Below are 26551 nucleotides of genomic sequence, written 5' to 3' on the forward strand. Positions count from 1 at the left end.
GTAGGTCGTAGGTGGCGGCACCCGCCGGTCAGGAGATGCCGAACTCCCGGCCGATGAAGTCGAAGACCTCGTCGTCGGTGGCGGTCTCGAGCCGAGGGCCGGCGTCGTCGCCGGGATGCGAGGGGCCGGCGCTGTCCGCGAGCAGGGCCCGCAGCCGGTTGACGATGCGCTCGCGGGCCGTGTCGTCCAGCGCGTCACCGCGCAGCACCCGTTCGACGGCGTCGAGCTCCGCGGTTGCGACCGCGTCGGGAGCCGGCTCGTCCAGTCCCAGTCGGTGCACCAGGTGGACCGCGACCGCGGCCGGGGTCGGGTGGTTGAACACAATTGTGTTGCTCAGCTCGAGGCCGGTGGCGACACGGAGCCGGTTGCGGATCTCCAGGGCGCCCAGGGAGTCGACGCCCAGCGCCTGGAAGGGCCGGTCGGGCGCGACGTCGTCGGCGGTGTGGCCGAGGGCGCCTGCCACCTCACGGCTAACCAGCTCCAGGACGGCACGCTGCTGATCGGCGCTAGTGAGGCCGGTCAGTCCGGCGACGAAGTCCGCGCTGTGCTCCCCCGCCGGCGCCGGAACCGGCTCGGCCAGCGCCGCCCGAGCCTCGGGAATCCCGTCGAGCAGAGGACGTGCCCGGGCGATGCTGAAGGACGCCGCGAAGACCGGCCAGTCGACGTCGGTGACCACGACGGTGGTCTCGCCTCGCCCCACGGCGACGGCCATCGCCTGGATCGCCGCGCCGGGATCCATCGGGCGCAGTCCCCGCCGGCTCAGGTGCCCGGCCGTCGGACCACCGGCGGACATGCCGACCTCGCCCCAGGTGCCCCAGGCGATCGACGTGGCGGCGAGGCCCCGCGAGTGCCGTCGCTCCGCCAGCGCGTCGAGCGCGGCGTTGGCCGCGGCGTATGCCCCCTGCCCGGCACCGCCCCACGTGGCCGCGTTGGACGAGAACAGCACGAACGCCTCGAGGTCGGGGCAGAGCTCGTCGAGGTGCTGTGCCCCGAGGACCTTCGCGCCGCGTTCGGCGGCGAGGGCATCGAGGTCGAGGTCGTCGATGACGGCGCTGCTCCCGAGACCCGCTGCGTGCACGACGGCCGTCGGAGGGTGCTCGGCGACCAGCGCCGCGAGCGCGTCCCGGTCGGCGCTGTCACAGGCCACGACCGTGACCCGTACGCCCAGGCCTTCGACCTCGGCGGCAAGCTCGGCCGCGCCCGGGGCGTCGGGTCCGCGGCGGCTGCACAGGACGAGGTGCTCCGCGCCCTCGCGGGCCGCCCAGCGCGCGACGCTTCCGCCCAGCCCACCGGTCCCTCCCGTGATCAGCACGGTGCCGTGGGGAGACCAAGGGGTCACCGTCTCGTCCGCACTCAGGGGAGCTCGCTCGAGGCGCCGGGCGTGGATCCCGTCGGCGCGGATCGCGAGCTGGTCCTCATCGCCCGCGCCACAGGCGAGCAGCGCGACGGCGTGGGCCGTCGCCGCCGGGTCGAGCCGGGCCGGCAGGTCGATCAGGCCGCCCCAACGATGCGGATACTCGAGCCCCACCACGCGGCCCAGGCCCCAGATCTCGGCCCGGTCCGGCCGCGGCGCCTCGTCGTCACCCACCGCGACCGCGCCCTGGGTGACGATCCAGAGCGGCGCGTCGAGCTCCGCGTCGGCGAGGGCCTGGGCGAGCACGACGGTACGGGCCAGTCCGAGCGGCACCGGGCCGCCCACGGTGTCGTCCCCGGCGTCATCGTCGGCCGCGAGGAGCAGCACACCGGCCGGCGCCGCGGCGGCGAGAGCGCGGGCCAGGCCGGCGCGGTCCAGGCCCGCGTTGTCGATCCGGCTCACGGTGGCGCCCGCGGCGGCGAGTTCCGTGCTCAGCTGTTCCCCGACCGGGTCGTCGGCGGACCCGACGACGACCCACGAACCCGCGGGCGGGCGTGGGGCGGGGGTGACGGTGGTCCAGGCGACGCGATAGCGCCAGGCGGTGAGCGCTTCCCGGGCGACCCGCTCCCGGCGCCAGGCGGACAGGGCAGGGAGCACGTCCGCGACAGCGTGCTCCGCGAGCCCGAGTTCGCCCGCGTCGAGGCGCTCCACGGCGGACCAGAACGCGGTGTCGACGAGCGACCCACTGCCGGCCGTACGGGATCCGGTGGACCCGGATGAGCCGAGGTCCCCGAGCCAGAAGCGGCGATGCTGGAACGCGTACGTGGGCAGCGCGACGGGCCGGCCGTCCCCGAGGAAGGCGGGCCAGTCGAGCGCGACCCCCGACACGTGCAGCGCGGCAAGAGCACCGACCAGCGTCTCGGCCTCCGGACGATCGCGGCGCATCGCGGCCACGACGACGGTCTCGTCGGGAACCAGAGCGCGGGCGATGCCGGCGAGCACGCCGTCCGGGCCCAGCTCGAGCAGGGCACCGACGCCACGCCCGACCAGGCACCCGACGTTGTCGGCGAATCGCACGGTCGCGCGCACGTGCCGAACCCAGTACTGCGCCGACGCCACGTCCTCGACCTGACCGGTCACGTTCGACACCACCGGGATCCGGGCCGGGTGGTAGGTGAGCTGCTCGGCCACCGCGGCGAAGTCGTCGAGCATCGGTGCCATCAGCGGCGAGTGGAACGCGTGACTGACCCGCAACGCCGGGGTGCGGTGCCCTTCTGCCGCGAAGGCCTCGGCGAGCGCCGCGACCTCGGCGGCGGCGCCGGAGATGACGACTGCCTCGGGGCCGTTCACCGCCGCGACCGACACCGCGTGACCGACCGCGCGCTGCTCGATGGCCGCCAGGACCGCCGGCTCGGTCGCGTCGACGGCCACCATCGCCCCGTCCGCGGGCAGCGCCTGCATCAGGGCCGCCCGCGCGGCGACCAGGCGGGCCGCGTCGGCCAGGTCGAGCACGCCGGCCACGTGCGCCGCGACCAGCTCCCCGATCGAGTGCCCGGTGACGACGTCGGGGGTCAGCCCCCACGACTCGACGAGCCGGTAGAGGGCGACCTCGACGGCGAACAGGGCCGGCTGCGTCCAGCCCGTCGTGTCGAGCAGGCCGTCCCCGGCCGCCACGACCTCGCTCAGCGGCCGGTCGAGGTGGCGATCGAGCTCGGCGCAGACGGTGTCGAAGGCCGTCGCGAAGACCGGGTACGTGGCGTAGAGCTCGCGGCCCATCCCGGCGCGCTGGGAGCCCTGGCCCGAGAACAGCACGGCCAGGCGCCCGGCCCGCCCCGAGCCTCGCACGACCGCTGCGGACGGCTCGTCTGCCGCGAGGGCGTCGAGGCCCGCCTCGAGTGCGGCACGGTCGGCGCCGACCACCACCGCACGGTGCTCGAGGACCGCGCGACCGGTAGCCAAGGAGTAGGCGATGTCGTGGTCGGTGCCGGGCACCGTGCCGAGCCACTCGCGCAGCCGCCGGGCCTGGTCGGCGAGGGCCGCCGGGCTGGCGCCGAACAGGACCCACGGCAAGGGCCCCGCCACGACCGGTCCGCGGGGCGCCGGTGGGCCGGCCGCCGCCGGCGCCTCCAGCACGACGTGGGCGTTGGTGCCGCTGATCCCGAAGGCCGAGACCCCGGCGCGGCGCGGCCGGTCCAGCGCCGGCCAGGGCCGGTTGCGGGTCAGCAGTTCGACCGCGCCGACGCTCCAGTCGACCTGGGCCGACGGGTTCTCGGCGTACAGGGTCTGCGGAAGCGTGCCGGCGTTGAGCGCCATCACCATCTTGATCACGCCGGCCAGACCGGCCACGGCCTGCGTGTGACCGATGTTCGTCTTGATCGAACCGAGGTAGAGCGGCAGGTCGGGGCGATCCTGACCGTAGGTGGCGAGCAGGGCGTGGGCTTCGACAGGGTCGCCCAGCGCGGTGCCCGTACCGTGTGCCTCGACCGCGTCGACCTCGCTCGGGGCGAGCCCGGCCTGGGCGAGCGCGGCCCTGATCACCCGCTGCTGGGAGGAACCGTTGGGCGCGGTGAGGCCGTTGGAGACGCCGTCCTGGTTGGTCGCCGAGCCCCGCACCACGGCCAGCACGCGGTGACCGCGAGCCCGCGCGTCGGACAGGCGCTCGACGAGCAGGGTAGCCACGCCCTCGCCCCACCCGGTGCCGTCGGCGTCGTCGGAGAACGCCTTGCACCGGGCGTCGCGAGCGAGGCCGCTCTGCCGGCTGAACTCGACGAAGGCGGTGGGAGTCGACATGACAGTGACCCCGCCGACCAGCGCTGCCGAGCATTCGCCGGTGCGCAGGGAGCCCGCGGCGAGGTGCAGCGCCACCAACGAGGCCGAGCAGGCGGTGTCGACGGTAAGGGCGGGACCACGCAGTCCGAGCATGTAGGACAGGCGTCCCGAAAGCACGCTTCCCGCGGTTCCGGTCATGAGGTAACCGCCGTCGTCCTCGCCGGCCTGGCCCACGGTGTGGATGTAGTCCTGGCCGCTGGAGCCGACGAACACCCCGACGTCTTCGCCGCGGAGCGAGGTCGGGTCGATCCCGGCGTGCTCGATGGCCTCCCACGCGCTCTCGAGCAGCAACCGTTGCTGCGGGTCCATCGCGGTGGCCTCGCGCGGGCTGATCCCGAAGAACTGCGGGTCGAACCCGGCCACATCGCTGAGGAACCCACCCTCACGGACGTACGACGCGTCGAGGTGCTCGACACCGGCGATGAGCTCGGCGTCCCATCCGCGGTCGGTCGGGTACGGTCCCATCGCGTCGACGCCGTTGAGGACCAGCGACCACAGGTCGTCCGGGGAGGAAACCCCGCCCGGGAACCGGCAGGCCATCCCCACGATCACGATCGGGTCCTTGCCGGTGTTCACCGTATTCGGCGCCGTGGGCTGCAGGGCTGGGGCGGTGTCGGCGCCGAGCAACTCGCCGAGCACATGGGCGGCGAGCAGCTCCGGTGTCGGGTGGTCGAACACGAGCGTGGCCGGCAGCCGCAGCCCGGTCGCCGCGGTCAGCAGGTTGCGCAGCTCCACCGCGGTCAGCGAGTCGAAGCCCTGGTCCTGGAACGCCCGCTGCGCCGGCACCGAACTAGCCGACCCATGCCCCAGCACCGAAGCCGCGATCCCCCGCACCATGTCGAGGACCAGCTCGCGCCGCTCGGCCGAGTTCGCCCGCCGCAGACGTCCAAGCAGCTCCGCCTCACCGGCCGAGGTGCCCGTCGCGACGACACGACGGGCCGGGGCACGCACCAAACCGCGCAGCAGCGACGGCACCGTGCCGCTCTTGGCGACCGCGGCGGTGTCCAAGGGCTGCGCCACGACCAGGGCCTCGTCGAGGTCGACGGCGCGGTCGAACAGCGCCATACCTTGCTCGGTCTCAAGCGTCCGTACGCCGTCACGACGCAACCGCGCCATGTCGGCCTGGCCCAGATGCGCCGTCATCCCACTGGCCTGAGCCCACAGACCCCACGCCACCGATTGGCCCGCCAACCCCCGCGCGCGGCGGTGCGCGGCCAGGGCGTCGAGGAACGCGTTCGCCGCGGCGTAGTTGCCCTGCCCCGGACCGCCCATCACCGACGCGGCCGAGGAGAACAGCACGAACATCGCCAGGTCCATCCCGGCCGTCAGCTCATGCAGTGCCAGCGCCCCGTCGACCTTCGGGCCCATTACTCGCTCAACCTGCTCGGCGCTCATCCCGGCCACGGTCACGTCATCGAGCACCCCGGCGGTATGCACCACCCCGGTCAACCGACGCCCCAAACCGTCTAGCAGCTCGGCCAGCGCGCCGCGGTCAGCCACATCGCACGCGGCGATCTGAACGTTGGCCCCAGCCGCCTCCAAGTCGGACTGCAACTGTTCCGCGCCCGGCGCCGACAGCCCTCGACGGCTGGTCAACACCAGATGCCGCACCCCGTACGCGGAAACTAGATGCCGCGCGAGCTCCCCACCCAACGTCCCGGTTCCACCGGTGATCAGCACCACGCCGTCCGGGTCCCAAGGCGACGCCGCCGTTCCCTTCTCCGGACGGACCAACCGCGGCGCCCACAAGTCGCCCTCATGCCACGCGAGTTGTGGTTCGTCTTCCGGCAGCCCCGGCAGCACCATTTCGGTCTCGGATTGGGCGGGCAGGTCGAGCAGCACGAACCGATCCGGGTGCTCCGACTGCGCCGAACGCACCAACCCCAGACATGCCGCCTGCGCCAGGTCGACGACATCGCCACCCGCCTCGACCGCTACCGCACCCCGGGTCACCAGCACCAGTACGACGTCGGCCAGCACCGGTGCCGCCAACCACTGCTGCAGCAACACCATCGTCGCCGTCACCGCCTCAACCGGCGAGGAACCTGCGGGCACGGCCGCAAAGACCTTCTCCGGTACGGGGGCACCCTCCTCGATAGCGGCCGCCAGCGCACCGACGTCGCCGTACCGCGTACCCACCGCGAGACCATCGATCGGCTCGCCGAGTACCCACGGCGTCGCCGGACTGCCAGCGACGGGCACGGTGGTCCACTTGACGGCGAACAAGGCGTTGTTTTCCGCCCCGGCGGCTGCGGCGAGTTGCTCGGCCGACATCGGGCGGAACACCAACTCGTCGATCCGCGCCACCGCCGCGCCGGCGTGGTCAGCCGCCTCTACCCGCAGCACTCCACCGTTGCCGGCGCTCAACCGCACCCGCAACCGTGACGCGCCCGACGCGAGCAGACTCACCCTGCGCCACGAGTACGGCAGTAGCGCGCCCTCGCCCGCAGGAGTCAACCCACCCAGCGACGCGGCCTGCAACGCCGCGTCCAACACCGCCGGATGCAACCCGAACCGCTCCGGCTCCAGAACCGGCGACTCGACCTCGACGAAGACTTCGCCATCGCCGGCCCACGCCGCGACCACACCCTGGAACACCGGCCCGTAGACCAGCCCTTCATCGGCGAGCCGGTCGTAGAACCCGGCCAGGTCCACCGGGTGTGCCGAGACGGGAGGCCACACCGACAGATCAGCTGACTCCGGCACCGGCGTTGGCTCGCTGGTCAGCACCGCCGACGCGTGACGCACCCACGTGCCGCCGGAGCCACCGCGGGCGAACACCTGCGCGTCCCGTACCCCGTCGTCGAGCGCACCGACGCCGACCTGCAACGCCACCCCGCCCTCGGGTGGGATCACCAACGGCACCTCGATCGTCAGGTCGGCAAGGTGCGGGCAACCGACCTCATCACCCGCCCGAACCAGGACTTCCACCAACGCCGTACCCGGTACGACGATCGACCCGCCTACGACGTGATCGGCGAGCCACGGTTGGGCCGCCAGCGACAACCGGCCGGTCAACACCACCCCGGCATCGGGCAACTCCACCAACGCCGACACCAGCGGATGGCCGGTGTCGCGCAAACCGGCCGCACCCAGGTCCCCTGCCCCGGCCGCCGGGGCCAGCCAGTAGCGTTCGCGCTGGAAGGCGTACGTGGGCAGATCGACCCGGCGGCCTTGGGCCAGCACGCTGGTCCAGTCAACGTCTAGGCCGGCGGTCCAAGCCTCGGCCAAAGCGGTGGTGAACCTAGTCTGGTCGCCTTCGCCGCGTTTCAAAGTCGGCAGGACAACCGCGTCGGGAGCGGCCTGTTCCATCCAGTAGGTCAATACCGGATGCGCGCTGACCTCGATAAAGGCCTGATAGCCCTGCTGCGACAACACCGCCGGCACCTGCGCGAACCGCACCGGCTCACGCAGGTTGCTGTACCAGTAACCTGCGTCGAGTTCCGGCCCGTCGATCCACCCTGTGTCGCCGACGGTTGAGTACATCGGGATTGTGGCCGGGCGCGGTGTAACCGGCGCCAGCAGAGCGGCAATCTCCTCACTGATTTCCTCGACGTGGTGGGAGTGCGAGGCATAGTCCACCGGGATCCGCCGCACCCGCACACCCTCGGCCTCATAGACGGCCAGCAACGCGTCGAGTTCGGCATCATCACCGGAGACCACCGTGGCCGCCGGAGCGTTCACCGCCGCCACCGACAACCCCGGCGTCAACCGCGCCTGTACCTCGGCCTCCGGCAAAGCGACCGACACCATCCCGCCGCGGCCGGTGATCACGGTGATCGCCCGCGACCGCAACGCCACCACCCGAGCCCCATCGGCCAGCGACAACACCCCGGCCACCGTCGCCGCCGCGATCTCGCCCTGCGAATGACCCACCACCGCTGCCGGCTGCACGCCATGGGCCCGCCACAGCTCTGCCAGCGACACGTTGACCGCCCACAGCGCCGGCTGGACCACATCGACTCGCTGCAGTGCCGTCTCGTCCGACAGCACTGCGAACAGGTCCCAGTCCACGAACTCGGCCAGCGCTGCTGCGCACTCGCGCATGCGCTCCGCGAAGACCGCGGAGTTGGCGAGCAGGTCGGTGGCCATCCCCACCCACTGCGAACCCTGACCCGGGAACACCAGCACCGGCTGCGCCGCCGACCGGCCAAGATGACGTACCACCGAGTCGGCCGGGCTGTCCTCGGCCAGCGCGGTCAGGCCCGCCACAGCCTCGTCCGTGTCACGGGCAAGGACCACCGCCCGGCTCGCAAGCATGCTGCGAGTCGTCACCAACGACCACGCCACATCACGCAGCGCCAACCCTGGCTGCCCGGTCACCCGCTCCCGTAGCGCCGCCGCTTGCCCCCGCAGCCCCGCCTCGTCCTGCCCCGACAACACCAACGCGACCACACCCGCATCGGTGCCATCGGTGGGGCTGTTGCCGTCGGTGGGCTTGGTGGGATTTATGCCGTCGTTGGGGTTGGTGCCGTCGGTGGGGTTGGTGCCGTCGGTGGGGTTGGTGAGGTTAGAGCCGTCGGCGAGTTCGATGCCGTCGATGCCGTCGGTGCGGTCCGTGAGGTTGGTGGTGTTGGTGGGATCGGTGCCGTTGACGGCGTCAATGCCGTTGGCAGCGTCGATGCTGTCGGTGCCGTTGACGGCCTCGACGTCGGTGCCGTTAGGGGCCTCGACGCTGTCGGTGGCGTTGGTGGTGTTGGTGGCGTCGATGCCGTTGACGGCGCCGATGGTGTTGGTGGCGTTGGACGGGACGGTCGGCTGTTCCAGGACTACGTGGGCGTTGGTGCCGGAGATTCCGAACGACGACACCGCCGCCCGGCGCGGTCTGGTTGTCGGGGGCCAGGTGCGGTTCTCGGTCAGTAGTTCGACGGCACCGGACGACCAGTCCACGTGGGTCGACGGAGTGTCCACGTGCAGGGTGCGCGGCAGCGTGCCGTGTTGCATTGCCATCACCATTTTGATGACGCCGGCCATGCCTGCCGCGGCCTGGGTGTGGCCGATGTTCGACTTCACCGAACCCAAATACAGAGGCTCAGAACGGCCCTGCCCATAGGTTGCCAGCAGCGCGCCCGCCTCGATCGGGTCGCCGAGACTGGTTCCCGTGCCGTGCGCTTCGACCGCATCGATGTCGGCGGTCTCGAGTCGGGCGTCGGCCAGCGCGGCCCGGATCACCCGCTGCTGCGACGGACCGTTCGGCGCGGTCAACCCGTTGGACGCACCGTCCTGATTCACCGCCGAACCTCGTACGACCGCCAATACCCGGTGCCCTGCCGTCACCGCCTGCGAGAGGCGCTCGACGACCAGGACGCCGATACCTTCCGACCAGCCCGTCCCGTCCGCGGCGTCAGCGAACGCCTTGCACCGGCCATCGCCGGCCAAGCCGTCCTGACGGGCGAACTCGGTGAACGTACCCGGCGTCGGCATCACCGTTACACCACCGACCAACGCCATCGAGCATTCACCGCGGCGCAGTGATTGACCCGCGACGTGCAGGGCCACCAGCGACGATGAGCAGGCCGTGTCGACCGTCAGGGCCGGACCTTCCAACCCGAGCACGTACGACACCCGACCGGAGACCACACTGCCGGCGCCACCGGTCAGCAGATAACCCTCAACCCCGGAACCGCCGTCATCGCCGTACCCCGATGGGGCTCCGCCCATGAACACCCCGACCGGTGAGCCGCGCAATGAATCCGGCGCGATGCCCGCCCGCTCCAGGGCCTCCCAGGAGCACTCCAGCACCAGCCGCTGCTGCGGATCCATCGCCAGCGCCTCACGCGGCGAGATCCCGAAGAACCCGGCATCGAAGCCGGCCGCGTCCACGAAACCGCCCACCGCCGCGAAACCCTCGACGTTGGCGTGCCAGCCGCGGTCGGTCGGGAACGCGCCGATCGCGTCGCTGCCCTCGGCCACCAAACGCCACAGCTCCTCCGGGGAGGAGACCCCGCCCGGGAACCGGCACGCCATCCCTACGATCACGATCGGGTCCTCGGCGGTGCTCACGTCGCCTGGCGTGACCGCGACCGAGGTCGCGTCGGTTCCGACCAGTTCCGCGCGCAAGTATTCGGCCAGCGCGATCGGTGAAGGATGGTCGAACACCAACGTCGTCGGGAGCCGCAACCCTGTCGCCGAGCTCAGCAGGTTCCGCATCTCCACCGCGGTCAATGAGTCGAAACCCTGATCCCGGAACGCTCGCTGCGCCGGAACCGAGCTGGCCGAACTCGTCCCCAGCACCGACGCGCTGTGGGTGCGGACCAAGTCCAGCAACAACTCCCGCTGCTGCGACGGCGTCGAACGTGACAACCGACGACCCAGCACCGAACCATCATCGGCGCCGCCGGCGGCACTACGACGAGCCGGACCGCGCACCAACCCTCGCAGCAACGCCGGCACCGCGCTGACGCCGTCCAACCCGGCCAGGTCCAGCGGCTGCGCCACCAGCAACGCCTCATCGAGACCGGCCGCCCGATCGAAGAGTGCCATGCCTTGCTCGACCTCGACCATGCCCATACCGGCTCGGCGCATCCGCGCGTTCTCGGCGTCGTCGAAGTTCGCCGCCATACCGGGCCCCTGCCAAGGACCCCACGCCAACGACCGACCCGGCAGACCACGCGCACGCCGATGCGCGGCCAGGCCATCCAGAAAAGCGTTCGCTGCCGCGTAGACACCCTGCCCCGGAGCACCAATCACCGACGCCGTCGACGAGAACATCACGAACATCGCCAGATCCATCCCGGCGGTCAACTCATGCAACGCCAGCGCACCACGGACCTTCGGCGCCAGCACCCGCTCAACCTGCTCAGCGGTGATCGAACTCAGTGTCCCGTCGTCGAGCACACCGGCCAGATGCACCACCCCGGTCAACGAGTAATCGAGTCCGGCGAGCAGGGCCGCGACAGCATCCCGGTCCGCCACATCACACGCCGCGACCGTCACCTCCGCGCCAGCCGCCTCCAATTCCGTACGCAACTGGGCCACACCCGGCGCCACGTCACCCCGGCGACCGGTCAGCACCAGACGACGTACCCCATGCACCGCGACCAGATGACGCGCCACTTGAGAGCCCAGACCCCCGGTGCCGCCCGTAACGAGCACGACACCCTCGGGTTCCAGCCCATAACCGCCGCGCGAGGACCCCGTACGGGCCAGGCGCGGCACGCGCAGCGTTCCGTCGCGCAGCACCAGCTCCGGTTCGTCGTCGGGCAACCCGACCGGACCGGGCGTGCCCGAGCCGGCCGGCAGGTCCAGCAGCACGAACCGTCCCGGATTCTCCGCGGCCGCCGCACGCACCAAGCCCCACACCGCGGCCGACGCCAGATCCGCCACATCTTCACTCGGCTCGACCGCCACCGCGCCCCGGGTGACCAGCACCAGCCGGGTCGCCTCCAACGCCGGCTCGATCAGCCACGCCTGCAGCAACGACACCGTCGCAGACACCGCCCGCTCGACCGCCTCAGCGGGAACAGCCGCGAACACCATCCCTGGCACCGCCGCACCGCCCCGCACGGCCTCCGCCAACGCGACCAGATCCGGATAGCGCGCCGCCCCGGGAACCACCGGCCCGTCGCCGAGCACCGCCACGCCCGGGTCGCTCACGACCGAAACCGGGCCGGCGGCCTCCACCCACCTGATCCGCCACAACACATCGCGCTCACCGGCCGGCAGATCCCCGACGCCCACCTCACGTACGGTCAGACTCGACACGCTGATCACCGTCGCGCCGGTCCCGTCGACGGCGAACAGACTCCACCCGCCATCGCCGGCAGCAGCGATCCGCACCCGCAACCGATCAGCACCCGCAGCGTGCAGAGTCACCCCCCGCCACGAGACCGGCTGCAACGCACCCTCACCCGTCAATGCCGACGCGTCGAGCAGGGCGGCATGCCACGCCGCGTCCAGAACGACAGGGTGAATGCCGTACAGACCCGCGTCGTCGACCGGGGACTCGATCTCGGCGAAAACCTCCCCCTCGCCGACCCACACACCCACGACCCCGCGGAACGCCGGACCGAACTCGGCCCGGCTGGCATACACATCGGCCACAGGCACCGAACGCGCACCCCGCGGAGGCCACACCGACAGGTCGACAGGCTCCGACTCCGGCTCCCCGGTCAGCACCGCTGACGCGTGACGCATCCACATCTCGCCGACGCCGCTGCGGGCGAACACCTGCGCCTCACACGCTCCGCCGTCGTCGGCCGGACCGACGCTGACCCGCAACGCCACCCCACCCTCGGGCGGCACCACCAACGGCACCTCGACCGTCACATCGGCAAGATGCGGACAACCGACCTCATCCCCGGCCCGGACCAACACCTCCACCAACGCCGCAGCCGGCACGACAACCTGGCCGCCTACCACGTGATCCCCGAGCCACGGATGCGTCGCCGCCGACAACCGCCCGGTCAACACCACCCCGGCATCCGGCAGGTCCACCAACGCCGACACCAACGGATGCCCGGTGTCACTCAAACCTGCCGCATCCAGGTCCGCACTCGCCGCCCGGGATGCGACCCAGAACCGCTCGTGCTGGAACGCGTACGTCGGCAGGACCACTTGCCGGCCTCGGGGCAGAATCCTGGTCCAGTCGACGGTGACGCCTGCGGTGTGCATCCCGGCCACAGCAGTCAGCAGCACGGCCGGCTCATCACCCTCGAGGCGCCCCGCCGTAAGTACCCTGACCTCGTCCACGCAGGCGCTGACCATCGGCGTGAGCACCGCGTCCGGGCCCAGCTCCAGCACGACCGGATTCGCCTGATCACCGACCGCGGAGGCAATCGCGTCAGCGAAGCGCACCGTCGCCCGGACCTGGCTGACCCAATACTCGGCGGTGGCGATATCACCGGTCGAGGTCGACACGATCGGAATGGACGGTGCGTGGTAGGTCAGCTGCTCAGCGACCCCCCGGAACTCGTCCAGCATCGGATCCATCAACGGCGAATGGAACGCGTGCGACACCCGCAACCGCCGAGTCCGGAACCGCTGCCCCCACTCGGCCTCCAACTCCTCGATCACCGAGACATCCCCGGAAACCACCACCGAACCCGGAGCATTCACCGCCGCGACCGACACCCCGTCGCGTCCGCCCAACAAGGCGAGCACGGTGGCCTCGTCCGCGCCGACCGCGAGCATCGCCCCACCCGCCGGCAACGCCTGCATCAACGACGCCCGCGCCGCCACCAAACGCGCCGCATCAGCAAGGTCCAGAACCCCGGCCACATGCGCCGCCGCCAGCTCCCCGATCGAATGACCCACCAGCACGTCCGGCCGGATACCCCACGACTCGACTAGCCGGAACAGCGCCACCTCGTACGCGAACAACGCCGGCTGCGCCCACCCCGTCGCGCCGGGGTCGACTACCTCAAACAGCGGCCGACCCAACTGCTCACACACTGCGTCAAAGGCCGCCGCGAATACAGGGAACGTCGCATACAACCCACGGCCCATCCCGGCCCACTGCGAACCCTGACCCGAGAACACCGCAACCAGGCGGCCATCCAACGCTGCACCGGTCACCACGCTCTCCGCCGGCGCCCCCGAAGCCAACGCCTGCAACCCCGCCACCAACACCGCCGAGTCCCCGCCAACCACAGCCGCCCGATACTCCAACGACGCCCGACTCGTCGCCAACGACCACGCCACATCCGCGTACGGCAAATCAGCTTCACGCACCGCGTCGGCCAGCCGGCCCGCCTGCACCGCCAACGCCTGCGGCGTCCGCGCCGACAGCAGCCACGCCAGCACCCCAGCAGGTTCGTCGATCGGCACCAACGCGGGCTTAGAGGCCTGCTCGAGCACCACATGCGCGTTAGTGCCGGAAATCCCGAACGACGACACCGCCGCCCGCCGCGGACGATCCACCTCAGGCCAAGCACGGTTCTCGGTCAGCAGCTCCACCGCACCAGCCGACCAGTCCACATGCGAGCTGGGCGCATCCACATGCAGCGTGCGCGGCAGCAACCCCCGCTGCATCGCCATCACCATCTTGATGACACCGGCCATACCCGCCGCGGCCTGCGTATGCCCGATGTTCGACTTCACCGACCCCAGATACAACGGCTCGGAACGGTCCTGCCCATAGGTCGCCAGCAACGCCTGCGCCTCGATCGGATCCCCCAGCGTCGTACCCGTCCCGTGGCCTTCGACGACGTCGACATCCCCCGTGCTCAGCCCGCCCTGGGCCAGGGCCTGCCGGATGACCCGCTGCTGCGACGGCCCGTTCGGCGCGGTCAACCCGTTCGACGCCCCGTCCTGATTCACCGCGCTACCCCGCAGCACCGCCCACACCCGGTGACCCCGAGCGATGGCCTGGGACCGGCGCTCGAGCAGCACCGTCCCCACACCTTCGCCCCAGCCCATCCCGTTGGCGGCGTCAGCGAACGGCTTGCAGCGGCCGTCGACGGCCATGCCGCGCTGACGGGCAAACTCGGTGAACGTGTTCGGGGTGTACATCACGGTCACGCCACCGGCGATGGCCATCGAGCATTCGCCGGAACGAAGCGCCTGCGCCGCCGCGTGCATCGCCACCAACGACGACGAGCACGCCGCGTCGATCGTCATCGCCGGGCCCTCCAGGCCCAGGGTGTAGGACACCCGGCCGGAGATCACGCTGCTGGCCTCGCCCGTGGCGCCGTAACCCTCGACTTCGACGGGCACGTCCGCGCCCAACGCGTAGGTGTCGGCATAGGCGCCCGCGTAGACCCCGATCGGCTCGCCGCGGACCGAGGTCGGGTCGATCCCGGCGTGTTCGAGGACCTCCCACGCCGACTCCAGGAACAGCCGCTGCTGCGGTTCCATCGCCAACGCCTCGCGCGGCGAGATCCCGAAGAACCCGGCATCGAACCCGGCCGCGTCGCTGAGGAACCCGCCCTCACGGACATAGGTCGTCCCGGGAATCTCCGGATCCGCGTCGTAGATCCGCTCCAGGTCCCAGCCGCGGTCGGTCGGAAACGCACCGATCGCGTCAATGCCCTCGGCCACGAGCCGCCAGAGGTCGTCCGGGGAGGAAACCCCGCCCGGGAACCGGCACGCCATCCCCACGATCACGATCGGGTCCTCGCCGGTGTCCACCGTGCTCGACACCGGGGGCTGCACAACGGGGACGGTGTCGACGCCGAGCAACTCGCCCAACACATGGTCGGCGAGCAACTCCGGCGTCGGGTAGTCGAACACCAACGTGGCCGGCAGCCGCAGCCCAGTCGCCGACGTCAGCAGGTTGCGCAACTCCACCGCGGTCAACGAATCGAAGCCCTGATCCTGGAACGCCCGTTGCGCCGGCACCGAACTCGCCGACCCATGCCCCAACACCGACGCCGCGATGCCCCGCACCACGTCGAGGACCAGCTCGCGCCGCTCGGCCAAGTTTGCCCGCTGCAAACGCCCGACCAGCTCCGCCTCACCGGAGGAAAGCCCAGCTACTGCGCTCCGACGGACCGGGGCACGCACCAGACCCCGCAGCAGCGCCGGCACCGTGCCGCTCTTGGCAACCGCGGCGGTGTCCAACGGCTGCGCCACGACCAAAGCCTCGTCGAGGTCGAGAGCGCGGTCGAACAACGCCATACCCTGACCGGTCTCCAACACCCCCACACCATCACGACGCAACCGCGCCAGGTCAGCCTCACCCAGATGCGCCGTCATCCCGCTGGCCTGAGCCCACAGACCCCACGCCACCGACTGACCCGCCAACCCCCGCGCCCGCCGATGCACGGCCAGCGCATCGAGGAACGCGTTCGCCGCGGCGTAGTTGCCCTGCCCGGGCCCACCCATCACCGACGCGGCCGAGGAGAACAGCACGAACATCGCCAGGTCCAGCCCAGCCGTCAGCTCATGCAACGCCAACGCCCCGCCGACCTTCGGACCCATCACCCGCTCGACCTGCTCAGCGCTCATCCCGGCCACAGTCACGTCATCGAGCACCCCAGCGGTGTGCACCACCCCGGTCAGCTGGCGCCCCAAACCATCGAGCAGCCCGGCCAGTTCCCCGCGATCAGCCACATCGCACGCGGTGACCTGAACGGTGGCCCCCGCCGCTTCCAACTCGGCCTGCAACTGCCCGGCCCCCGGCGCCGACAACCCCCGACGGCTGGTCAACACCAAATGCCGCACCCCGTACGCGGAAACCAGATGCCGCGCGAGCTCCCCACCCAACGTCCCGGTCCCACCGGTGATCAGCACCACGCCGTCCGGGTCCAAGCGGCGCGGCATCGACAGCGCGATCTTGCCGACGTGGCGGGCCTGGCTCATGAACCGCAACGCCTCCGGCGCCCGGCGTACGTCCCACGACCGCACCGGCAACGCCTCGAGCACCCCCGTCTCGAACAGGGTCACCAGCTCACCCAGCGTCCCGCGGATGAACTCGGGCGAAGCCTCGACCAAGTCGAACGCCTGATAGACCACCCCGGGGTGCGCGGCTGCGACCTGGTCGGGCCCGCGTACGTCGGTCTTGCCCATCTCGAGGAACCGCCCGCCCCGGGGCAGCAGCCGCAGCGAGGCGTCGACGAACTCGCGCGCCAGCGAGTCCAGCACCACGTCCATGCCCGCGCCATCGGTGGCCTCGAGGAACGCGCCCTCGAAATCCAGGGTGCGCGAGGAAGCGATGTGCGCGTCGTCGAGACCCCAGGCGCGGAGCGTGTCCCACTTGCTCTCACTGGCGGTGGCGAAGACCTCTGCCCCGAGATGCCGCGCGATCTGCAGCGCGGCCAGACCCACCCCACCGGTCGCCGAGTGGACCAGCACCCGCTCGCCGGCCTGCAATCCGCCCAGCTCCACCAGCCCGTACCACGCGGTCAGGAACACCAGCGCCGTCGAGGACGCCTGCTCATCCGACCAGCCCGCCGGCAGCGCGGCCACCATGGCTCGATCGGCCACCGCCACCGGGCCGAAGGCGTGATCCATCAGCCCGAACACACGGTCACCGACCGCGCGATCGGTCACGTCCGGGCCTACTTCCACGACCACACCGGCCGCTTCGTGGCCCAGCCCCGAGCCGCCTCCGACACCCTCGACCATGCCGAGGGTCACCACTACGTCGCGATAGTTCAGCCCCGCCGCCCCCACGGCGATCCGCACCTGCGACCCCGTCAGCGCGGCCGCCGCGGCCGGCCGCTCGACCAGCCGCAAGCCGTCGAAGCTGCCCACCCCCGGCGTGACTGCCAATTCCCAGTACGGCTTTCCCGCCGGGGGAACCAACGCCGTGCTCTTCTCCGGACGCACCATCCGCGGCACCCACCACGCGTCCTCGCGCCACGCCAGCTGGGGCTCGTCCTCCGGCATCCCCTCGGGCAGGGTCTCGGTCTCGGGCCGGGCGGGCAGGTCGAGCAGCACGAACCGATCCGGGTGCTCCGACTGCGCCGAACGCACCAACCCCAGACACGCCGCAGCCGCCAAATCAACGACGTCGCCACCAGCGTCGACCGCCACCGCACCCCGAGTAACCAGCACCAGTACGACGTCCGCCAGCACCGGTGCCGCCAACCACTGCTGCAGCAACACCATCGTCGCCGTCACGGCCTCGACCGGCGAACAACCAGCGGGCACAGCCGCAAAGACCTTCCCCGGTACGGGAGCACCCTCCTCGAGCGCGGCCACCAGCGCACCCACGTCGCCGTACCGCGTACCCGCCGGAAGACCATCGATCGGCTCGCCTAGCACCCCGGACACCACGGAATCATCGGTGCCAGGCACAGTCGTCCATGTGACGGCGAACAACGCGTCGCGTTCCCCCGCGAGCTGCTCGGCCGACACCGGGCGGAACACCAACTCGTCGATCCGCGCCACCGCCACACCGGCCTGGTCAGCCGCCTCCACCCGCAGCGCCCCGCCGCTACGAGCGCTCAACCGCACCCGCAAACGTGAAGCCCCCGACGCGAACAAACTCACGCCCCGCCACGAGAACGGCAGCAACGCGCCCTCACCCGCAGGAGTCAACCCACCCAGCGACGCGGCCTGCAACGCCGCGTCCAACACGGCCGGATGCAACCCGAACCGCTCCGGCTCCAGAACCGGCGACTCGACCTCGACGAACACCTCGCCATCACCGGCCCACGCCGCAACTACGCCTTGGAACACCGGCCCGTAGACCAGCCCCTCATCGGCGAGCCGCTCGTAGAACCCGTCCAGATCCACCGGGCGGGCCGACACCGGTGGCCATACCGTCAAATCAACGGACGCCGACACCGGCTCGCTGGTCAGCACCGCCGACGCGTGACGCACCCATGTGCCGCCGCCGTCACGGGCGAACACCTGCGCCTCGCACACCCCGCCGTCGTCGGCCGGACCGACGCTGACCCGCAACGCCACCCCGCCCTCGGGTGGGATCACCAACGGCACCTCGATCGTCAGATCGGCAAGATGCGGAGAACCGACCTCATCACCCGCCCGAACCAAAACCTCCACCAACGCCGTACCCGGAACGACGATCGACCCGCCTACCACGTGATCGGCGAGCCACGGATGCGTTGCCAGCGACAACCGGCCGGTCAACACCACCCCGGCGTCAGGCAACTCCACCAACGCCGATACCAACGGATGCCCGGTGCCACCCAGGCCGGCGGCGCTCAGATCCGCGTCCGATGCGCGAGCGGTCAACCAGAAACGCTCATGCTGGAAGGCGTAGGTCGGCAAATCCACCCGCCGACCCCGCGGCAATACGCTGGCCCAGTCGACGGTCACGCCAGCGGTGTGCAACCCCGCCATAGCGGTCAGCAGCGTGGCCAGCTCGTCACGCTCACGACGCCCCGCCATGTGTACCGAGACCTGATCCACCGTGGCGCTGACCATCGGCGCCAGCACCGCGTCCGGACCCAGCTCCAGCACCACCGGATTCGCCTCGTCACCGACCGCGGAGGAAATCGCGTCAGCGAAACGCACCGTCGCCCGGACCTGGTTCACCCAATACTCGGCGGTGGTGATGTCGCCGGTCGCGGTCGGCACGATCGGAATCTGCGGCGCGTGGTAAGTCAACTGCTCGGCCACGGCCCGGAACTCGTCCAGCATCGGATCCATGTGCGGCGAATGGAAGGCGTGCGACACCCGCAACCGCCGAATACGGAACCGCTGCCCCAGCTCCGCCTCAACCGCCTCGACCTCACCCGAAACCACGACAGCGTCCGGAGCGTTAACCGCCGCAACCGACACCCCGCTGCGCCCGCCGATAGCCTCGAGCACCGTCGCCTCGTCCGCGCCGACCGCGAGCATCGCCCCACCCGCCGGCAACGCCTGCATCAACGTGGCCCGTGCCGCCACCAACCTCGCCGCATCTGGCAGATCCAGGACACCGGCCACATGTGCTGCGGCCAGCTCACCGATCGAATGACCCACCAGGACGTCCGGGGTAATCCCCCACGATTCCATCAGCCGGAACAGGGCCACCTCGTACGCGAACAAGGCCGGCTGCGCCCAACCCGTCGCGCCGGGGTCGACCACCTCATCGTGCAGCGGCCGATCCCACTGCCCACACACCGCATCAAAGGCCGCCGCAAAGGCCGGGAACGCCGCATACAACCCGCGACCCATCCCCGCCCACTGCGAACCCTGACCCGAGAACACCGCAACCAGCCGAGCGTCGACCGCTGCACCGGTCACCACGTTGTCCGCCGCCACCCCCGAAGCCAACGCTTGCAACCCCGCCACCAACGCTGACGAGTCCTCGCCGACTACCGCCGCCCGGTGCTCCAACGACGCCCGACCCATCGCCAACGACCACGCCACATCCCCGTACGGCAAATCAGCTGCACGCACCGCGGCGACCAGCCGACCCGCCTGCACCGCCAACGCCTGCGGCGACTTAGCCGACAACAACCACGCCACCGCCCCGGCGGGCTGCTCAACCGGAACCGGCGTCGGCTCAGGCGCCTGCTCGAGCACCACATGCGCGTTGGTGCCGCTGATCCCGAACGACGACACTCCGGCGCGGCGGGGACGGTCCGACACGGGCCAGGACCGCGTTTCCGCGAGCAGCTCGATCGCACCGGCCGCCCAGTCGACGTGGGTCGAGGGTGCGTCGATGTGCAAGCTGCGCGGCAGCGTCTGCCGCTGCATCGCCATCACCATTTTGATCACACCGGCCATACCCGCCGCGGCCTGCGTGTGCCCGATGTTCGACTTCACCGACCCCAGATACAACGGCTCGGAACGGTCCTGCCCGTAGGTCGCCAGCAATGCTTGCGCCTCGATGGGATCGCCCAGTGTCGTCCCGGTCCCGTGCGCCTCCACCGCATCCACCTCGGCGGCCGTGAGCCCCGCCTGCGCCAGAGCCGCCCGGATCACCCGCTGCTGCGACGGCCCGTTCGGCGCGGTCAGGCCGTTCGACGCCCCGTCCTGATTCACCGCGCTACCCCGCAGCACCGCCCACACCCGGTGGCCCTGAGCGATCGCCTGGGACCGGCGCTCGAGCAGCACCGTCCCCACACCCTCGCCCCACCCGGTGCCGTCGGCCGCGTCGGCGAACGGCTTGCAGCGACCATCCGCGGCCAGGCCGCGCTGACGGGCGAACTCGGTGAATGCGCTCGGGGTGGCCATCACGGTCACGCCACCGGCGATGGCCATCGAGCACTCACCGGAACGAAGCGCCTGCGCCGCCGCGTGCATCGCCACCAACGACGACGAACACGCCGTGTCCACCGTCAGCGCCGGACCTTCCAACCCCAGCACGTACGACACTCGCCCGGAGATGACGCTGGTCGCCTCGCCCGTGGCGCCGTACCCCTCGACCTCGGCCGGCAGGCCGGCGCCCACGGCGTAGGTGTCGGCGTAAGCGCCGGCGTAGACCCCGACCTGCTGACCGCGCACCGAGGTCGGGTCGATCCCGGCGTGTTCGAGGACCTCCCACGCCGACTCCAGGAACAGCCGCTGCTGCGGGTCCATCGCCAGCGCCTCACGCGGCGAGATCCCGAAGAACTCCGCGTCGAACCCGGCCGCGTCGTCGAGGAACCCGCCCGTACGGACGTACGTGGTTCCCGGGGTGTCGGGGTCAGGGTCGTAGAGGGCATCGATGTCCCAGCCCCGGTCGGTCGGGAACGTGCCAACGGCGTCGCCGCCCTCGGCCACCAGCTGCCACAGCTGCTCCGCCGAGGAGACCCCGCCCGGGAAGCGGCACGCCATCCCCACGATCACGATCGGGTCCTCGGCGGTGTCCACGTCGGCTGGGTTCACCACGGCCGGTACGTCTGCCGGGCCGTTATCGGTTCCGACCAGCTCCGCGCGCAAGTACTCGGCCAGCGCGACCGGCGAGGGATGGTCGAACACCAACGTCGCCGGCAGCCGCAACCCTGTCGCCGAGCTCAACAGGTTCCGCAGCTCCACCGCCGTCAACGAGTCGAAACCCTGATCTCGGAACGCCCGCTGCGCCGCGACCGCACTGGCCGAGCTCGCTCCCAGCACCGACGCGCTGTGCGTGCGGACCAGGTCCAGCAGCAACTCCTGCTGCTGCGACGACGATGAACCCGTCAGACGCCGAGCCAGAACCGAACCACCGCCGACCCCGGTGGCGGCCTTACGCCGAACGGCAGCACGCACCAGCCCTCGAAACAGCGCCGGCACCGCGCTGACGCCGTCCAACCCGGCCAGGTCCAGCGGCTGCACCACCACCAACGCCTCATCGAGACCGGCCGCCCGATCGAACAGACTCATGCCTTGCTCGACATCGACCACCCCGAGACCGGCACGCCGCATCCGCGCGTTCTCGGCGTCGTCGAAGTTCGCCGCCATACCGGCGCCCTGCCAAGGCCCCCACGCCAACGACCGACCCGGCAGACCATGAGCACGCCGATGCGCGGCCAGGCCATCCAGAAAAGCGTTCGCTGCCGCGTAGACACCCTGCCCCGGAGCACCAATCACCGACGCCGTCGACGAGAACATCACGAACATCGCCAGATCCATCCCGGCGGTCAACTCATGCAACGCCAGCGCACCACGGACCTTCGGCGCCAGCACCCGCTCAACCTGCTCAACCGTGATCGAACTCAACGTCGCGTCGTCGAGCACACCAGCCAGATGCACCACCCCGGTCAACTGGTGGTCGAGCCTGGCGAGCAGGGCCGCGACCGCATCCCGGTCCGCCACATCACACGCCGCGACCGTCACCTCCGCGCCGGAAGCCTCCAACTCCGTACGCAAGTGGGCCACACCCGGCGCCGCGTCACCCCGACGACCGGTCAGCACCAGACGACGTACCCCATGCACCGCCACCAGATGACGCGCCACATGAGAACCGAGAGCACCCGTGCCACCGGTAACCAGCACGACACCCTCGGGATCCAGCCTCAACCCATCCGAGGACACATCGGAGCCCGTACGGGCCAGGCGCGGCGCACGCAGCACCCCGTCCCGCAGCACCAGCTCCGGTTCGTCATCGGGCAACCGGACCGGGACCGGCATATCGTGCGAGCCTGCTGGCAGGTCCAGCAGCACGAACCATCCCGGATTCTCCGCGGCCGCCGCACGCACCAGACCCCACACCGCGGCCGACGCCAGATCCGCCACATCCTCGGCCGGCTCCACCGCCACCGCACCCCGCGTGACCAGCACCAGCCGTGCCGCAGCCAGCACCGGCTCAACAACCCACGAATGCAGCAACGACACCGTCGCGGACACCGCCAGCTCGACCGCCTCAGCGGGAACAGCCGCGAACACCAGCCCTGGCGCCGCCGCACCGCCCCGCACGGCCTCCGCCAACGCGACCAGATCCGGATAGCGCGCCGCCCCGAGAACCACCGGACCGTCGCCCAGCACCGCCACGCCCGGGTCGCTCACACCCGAAACCGGGCCGGCGGCCTCCACCCAACTGATCTGCCACAACGCATCGCGCTCACCGGCCGGTAGATCCCCGACGCTTGTCTCACACAGGGTCAGACTCGACACGCTGATCACCGGCGCGCCGGTCTCGTCGACGGCGAACAGACTCCACCCGCCATCGCCGGCAGCAGCGATCCGCACCCGCAGCCGATCAGCACCGGCAGCGTGCAGAGTCACCCCGCGCCACGAGACCGGCTGGACCGTGCCCTCACCCCTGATCGCCGACGCGTCCAGCAGGGCGGCGTGCCACGCCGCGTCGAGAACGGCAGGGTGAATGCCGTACCTCCCCGCGTCTTCCACCCGGGACTCAACCTCGGCGAAAACCTCCCCCTCGCCGACCCACACACCCACGACCCCGCGGAACGCCGGGCCGTCATCCAAGCCAAACTCGGCCCGGCGGGCATAGACGTCGTCCGCAGGTACGGGGCGGGCCCCTCGCGGCGGCCACACCGACAGGTCGACAGGCTCCGACTCAGGCTCCCCGGTCAGCACCGCCGACGCGTGACGCACCCACACTCCACCGGTGCCACCGCGAGCGAACACCTGCGCCTCGCACGCTCCGGCCTCATCGGGGGGATTGACGCTGACCCGCAGCGCCACCCCACCCTCGGCGGGCACCACCAACGGCACCTCGACCGTCAGATCGGCAAGGTGCGGACAATCGACCTCATCACCCGCCCGAACCAGAACCTCCACCAACGCCGCAGCCGGCACGACGACCTGTCCGCCGACCACGTGGTCGGCGAGCCACGGATGCGTCGCCAGCGACAACCGGCCGGTCAACACCACCCCGGCATCCGGCAGGTCCACCAACGCCGACACCAACGGATGCCCGGTGTCGCTCAAACCCACCGCGCCCAGGTCCGCACTCGCCGCCCGCGTCGTGACCCAGAACCGCTCGCGCTGGAACGCGTACGTGGGCAGATCGACCCGCCTGCCTCGGGGCAGCACACTGGTCCAGTCAACAGTCACACCAGCGGTATGGAGTCCGGCCACAGCCGTCAGCAGCGTGGCCGGCTCATCACGCTCACGACGCCCCGCCGCGTGCACGCTCGCCTGCTCCACGGTCTGCGACACCATCGGCGCCAGCACCGCATCCGGACCCAGCTCCAGCACTACCGGGTTCGCCTCGTCACCGACCGCAGAGGTAATCGCGTCAGCAAAGCGCACCGTCGCCCGCACCTGACCGACCCAATACTCGGGGGTGGCAATATCGCCAGTCGAGGTCGAAACGATTGGAATGGACGGTGCGTGGTAGGTCAGCTGCTCAGCGACCCGGCGGAACTCGTCGAGCATCGGAACCATACGCGGCGAGTGGAACGCATGCGACACCCGCAACCGCCGAGTCCGGAACCGCTGCCCCAGCTCCGCCTCAAGCGCATCGACCTCACCCGAAACCACGACAGCGTCCGGAGCATTGACCGCCGCAACCGACACCCCGTCGCGCCCGCCGATAGCCTCAAGCACCGTCGCCTCGTCCGCGCCGACGGCAAGCATCGCCCCACCCGCCGGCAACGCCTGCATCAACGACGCCCGCGCCGCCACCAACCGCGCCGCATCCGCCAGATCCAGCACCCCAGCCACATGCGCCGCCGCCAGCTCACCGATCGAATGACCCACCAGCACGTCCGGGCGGATCCCCCACGACTCCATCAGCCGGAACAGCGCCACCTCGTACGCGAACAACGCCGGCTGCGCCCACCCCGTCGCGTCGGAGTCGACGACCTCAAACAGCGGCCGATCCAACTGCTCACACACCGCGTCAAAGGCCGCCGCGAAAGCTGGGAACGCCGCATACAACCCGCGACCCATCCCCGCCCACTGCGAACCCTGACCCGAGAACACCGCCACCAGCCGGGCATCGGCAGCCGTGCCAGTCACCACGTTGTCCGACGGGGAACCCGACACCAACGCCTGCAACCCCGCCACCAACGCTGACGAGTCCCCGCCAACCACAGCCGCCCGATACTCCAACGACGCCCGACCCGTCGCCAACGACCACGCCACATCCCCGTACGGCAAATCAGCCTCACGCACCGCGGCGACCAACCGACCCGCCTGCACCGCCAAAGCCTGCGGCGACTTGGCCGACAACAACCACGGCACTGCCCCGGCGGGCTCCTCGACCGGCGCATCAACGGGTGCGGGCGCTTGTTCCAGTACGACGTGAGCATTGGTGCCGGAAATCCCGAACGACGACACCGCCGCCCGCCACGGACGATCCACCTCAGGCCAAGCACGGTTCTCGGTCAGCAGCTCGACAGCGCCGGCCGACCAGTCCACATGCGAGCTCGGGGCATCCACGTGCAAGGTGCGCGGCAGCATCCCCCGCTGCATCGCCATCACCATCTTGATCACACCCGCCACACCCGCGGCCGACTGCGTGTGACCGATGTTCGACTTCACCGACCCCAAATACAACGGCTCAGAACGACCCTGCCCATAGGTCGCCAGCAACGCCTGCGCCTCGATCGGATCACCCAACGAGGTCCCGGTCCCGTGCGCCTCCACCGCATCGACATCCACAGCCGCAAGCCCCGCCTGCGCCAGCGCCGCCCGAATCACCCGCTGCTGCGACGGCCCGTTCGGCGCCGTCAACCCGTTCGACGCCCCGTCCTGATTCACCGCGCTGCCACGGATGACCGCCAGCACCGGGTGCCCCCGGCGCTGCGCCTCCGAGAGCCGCTCGATCAGCAGCATCCCGGCGCCCTCGCCCCACCCTGTCCCGTCCGCCGCGTCAGCGAACGGCTTGCAGCGGCCGTCGATGGCGAGACCGCGCTGCCGGGCGAACTCGGTGAACAGCTCCGGCGTCGACATCACGGTCACGCCGCCGGCGAGGGCCATCGAACACTCACCGGCCCGCAGCGCGCGCATCGCCAGGTGCAGCGCCACCAGCGACGACGAGCACGCGGTGTCGATGGTCGCGGCCGGCCCCTCCAGGCCCAGCGTGTAGGACACGCGCCCGGACACGACGGCATCGGAGTTGCCGGTGACGATGTACGGCTCGAGGTCCTCGGTGACCGTGCCGCCGGTGTCCGCGTAGTCGGCATGGCTGGATCCGGCGAACACACCGGTGTCGCTGCCGTGCAGGGATGTGGGGTCGATCCCGGCCCGTTCGATCGCCTCCCAGGCCAGCTCGAGCAGCAGCCGCTGCTGGGGGTCCATGGCCTGCGCCTCGCGCGGGGAGATGCCGAAGAACGCGGCGTCGAAGCGGTCGGCGCCGGTCAGGAAGCCGCCCTCGAGGACCCGCGAGACGCCCGGCTCCTCGGGGACCATGTCGTAGATGCCGTCGAGGTCCCAGAACCGGTCGGTGGGGAAGGGACCGATGGCGTCGGTTCCCTCGGCGAGCAGGGTCCACAGGTCTTCGGGCGAGGAAACGCAGCCCGGGAAGCGGCACGACATCCCGACGATGGCGATCGGCTCGCGCTCGGCGTCCTCCAGCTCCGAGATGCGGCGGCGGGTCCGGCGCAGCTCACCCGTCATCCATCGGAGGTTCTCGACGAGCTTGTCCTGGTCCGGGGCAGCCATCAGCGGGGAACCTACTTTCGGGGGAGCACGAGCAGGGGGGCGCACATT

The 26551-nt window shown here is 71.0% G+C and carries 1 protein-coding gene; it reads right to left on the minus strand.

Annotation, left to right across the window (positions count from 1 at the left end; genetic code table 11):
- Positions 1–28: 28 nt before the first annotated feature.
- Complete coding sequence (locus tag JKJ07_RS50570) at positions 29–26548, minus strand: type I polyketide synthase (RefSeq protein WP_438871471.1); 26520 nt, start codon at positions 26546–26548, stop codon at positions 29–31.
- Positions 26549–26551: the final 3 nt, after the last annotated feature.

The sequence above is a fragment of the Paractinoplanes lichenicola genome (assembly GCF_016785085.1).
In the GTDB taxonomy this organism is placed as follows: Bacteria; Actinomycetota; Actinomycetes; order Mycobacteriales; family Micromonosporaceae; genus Actinoplanes; species Actinoplanes lichenicola.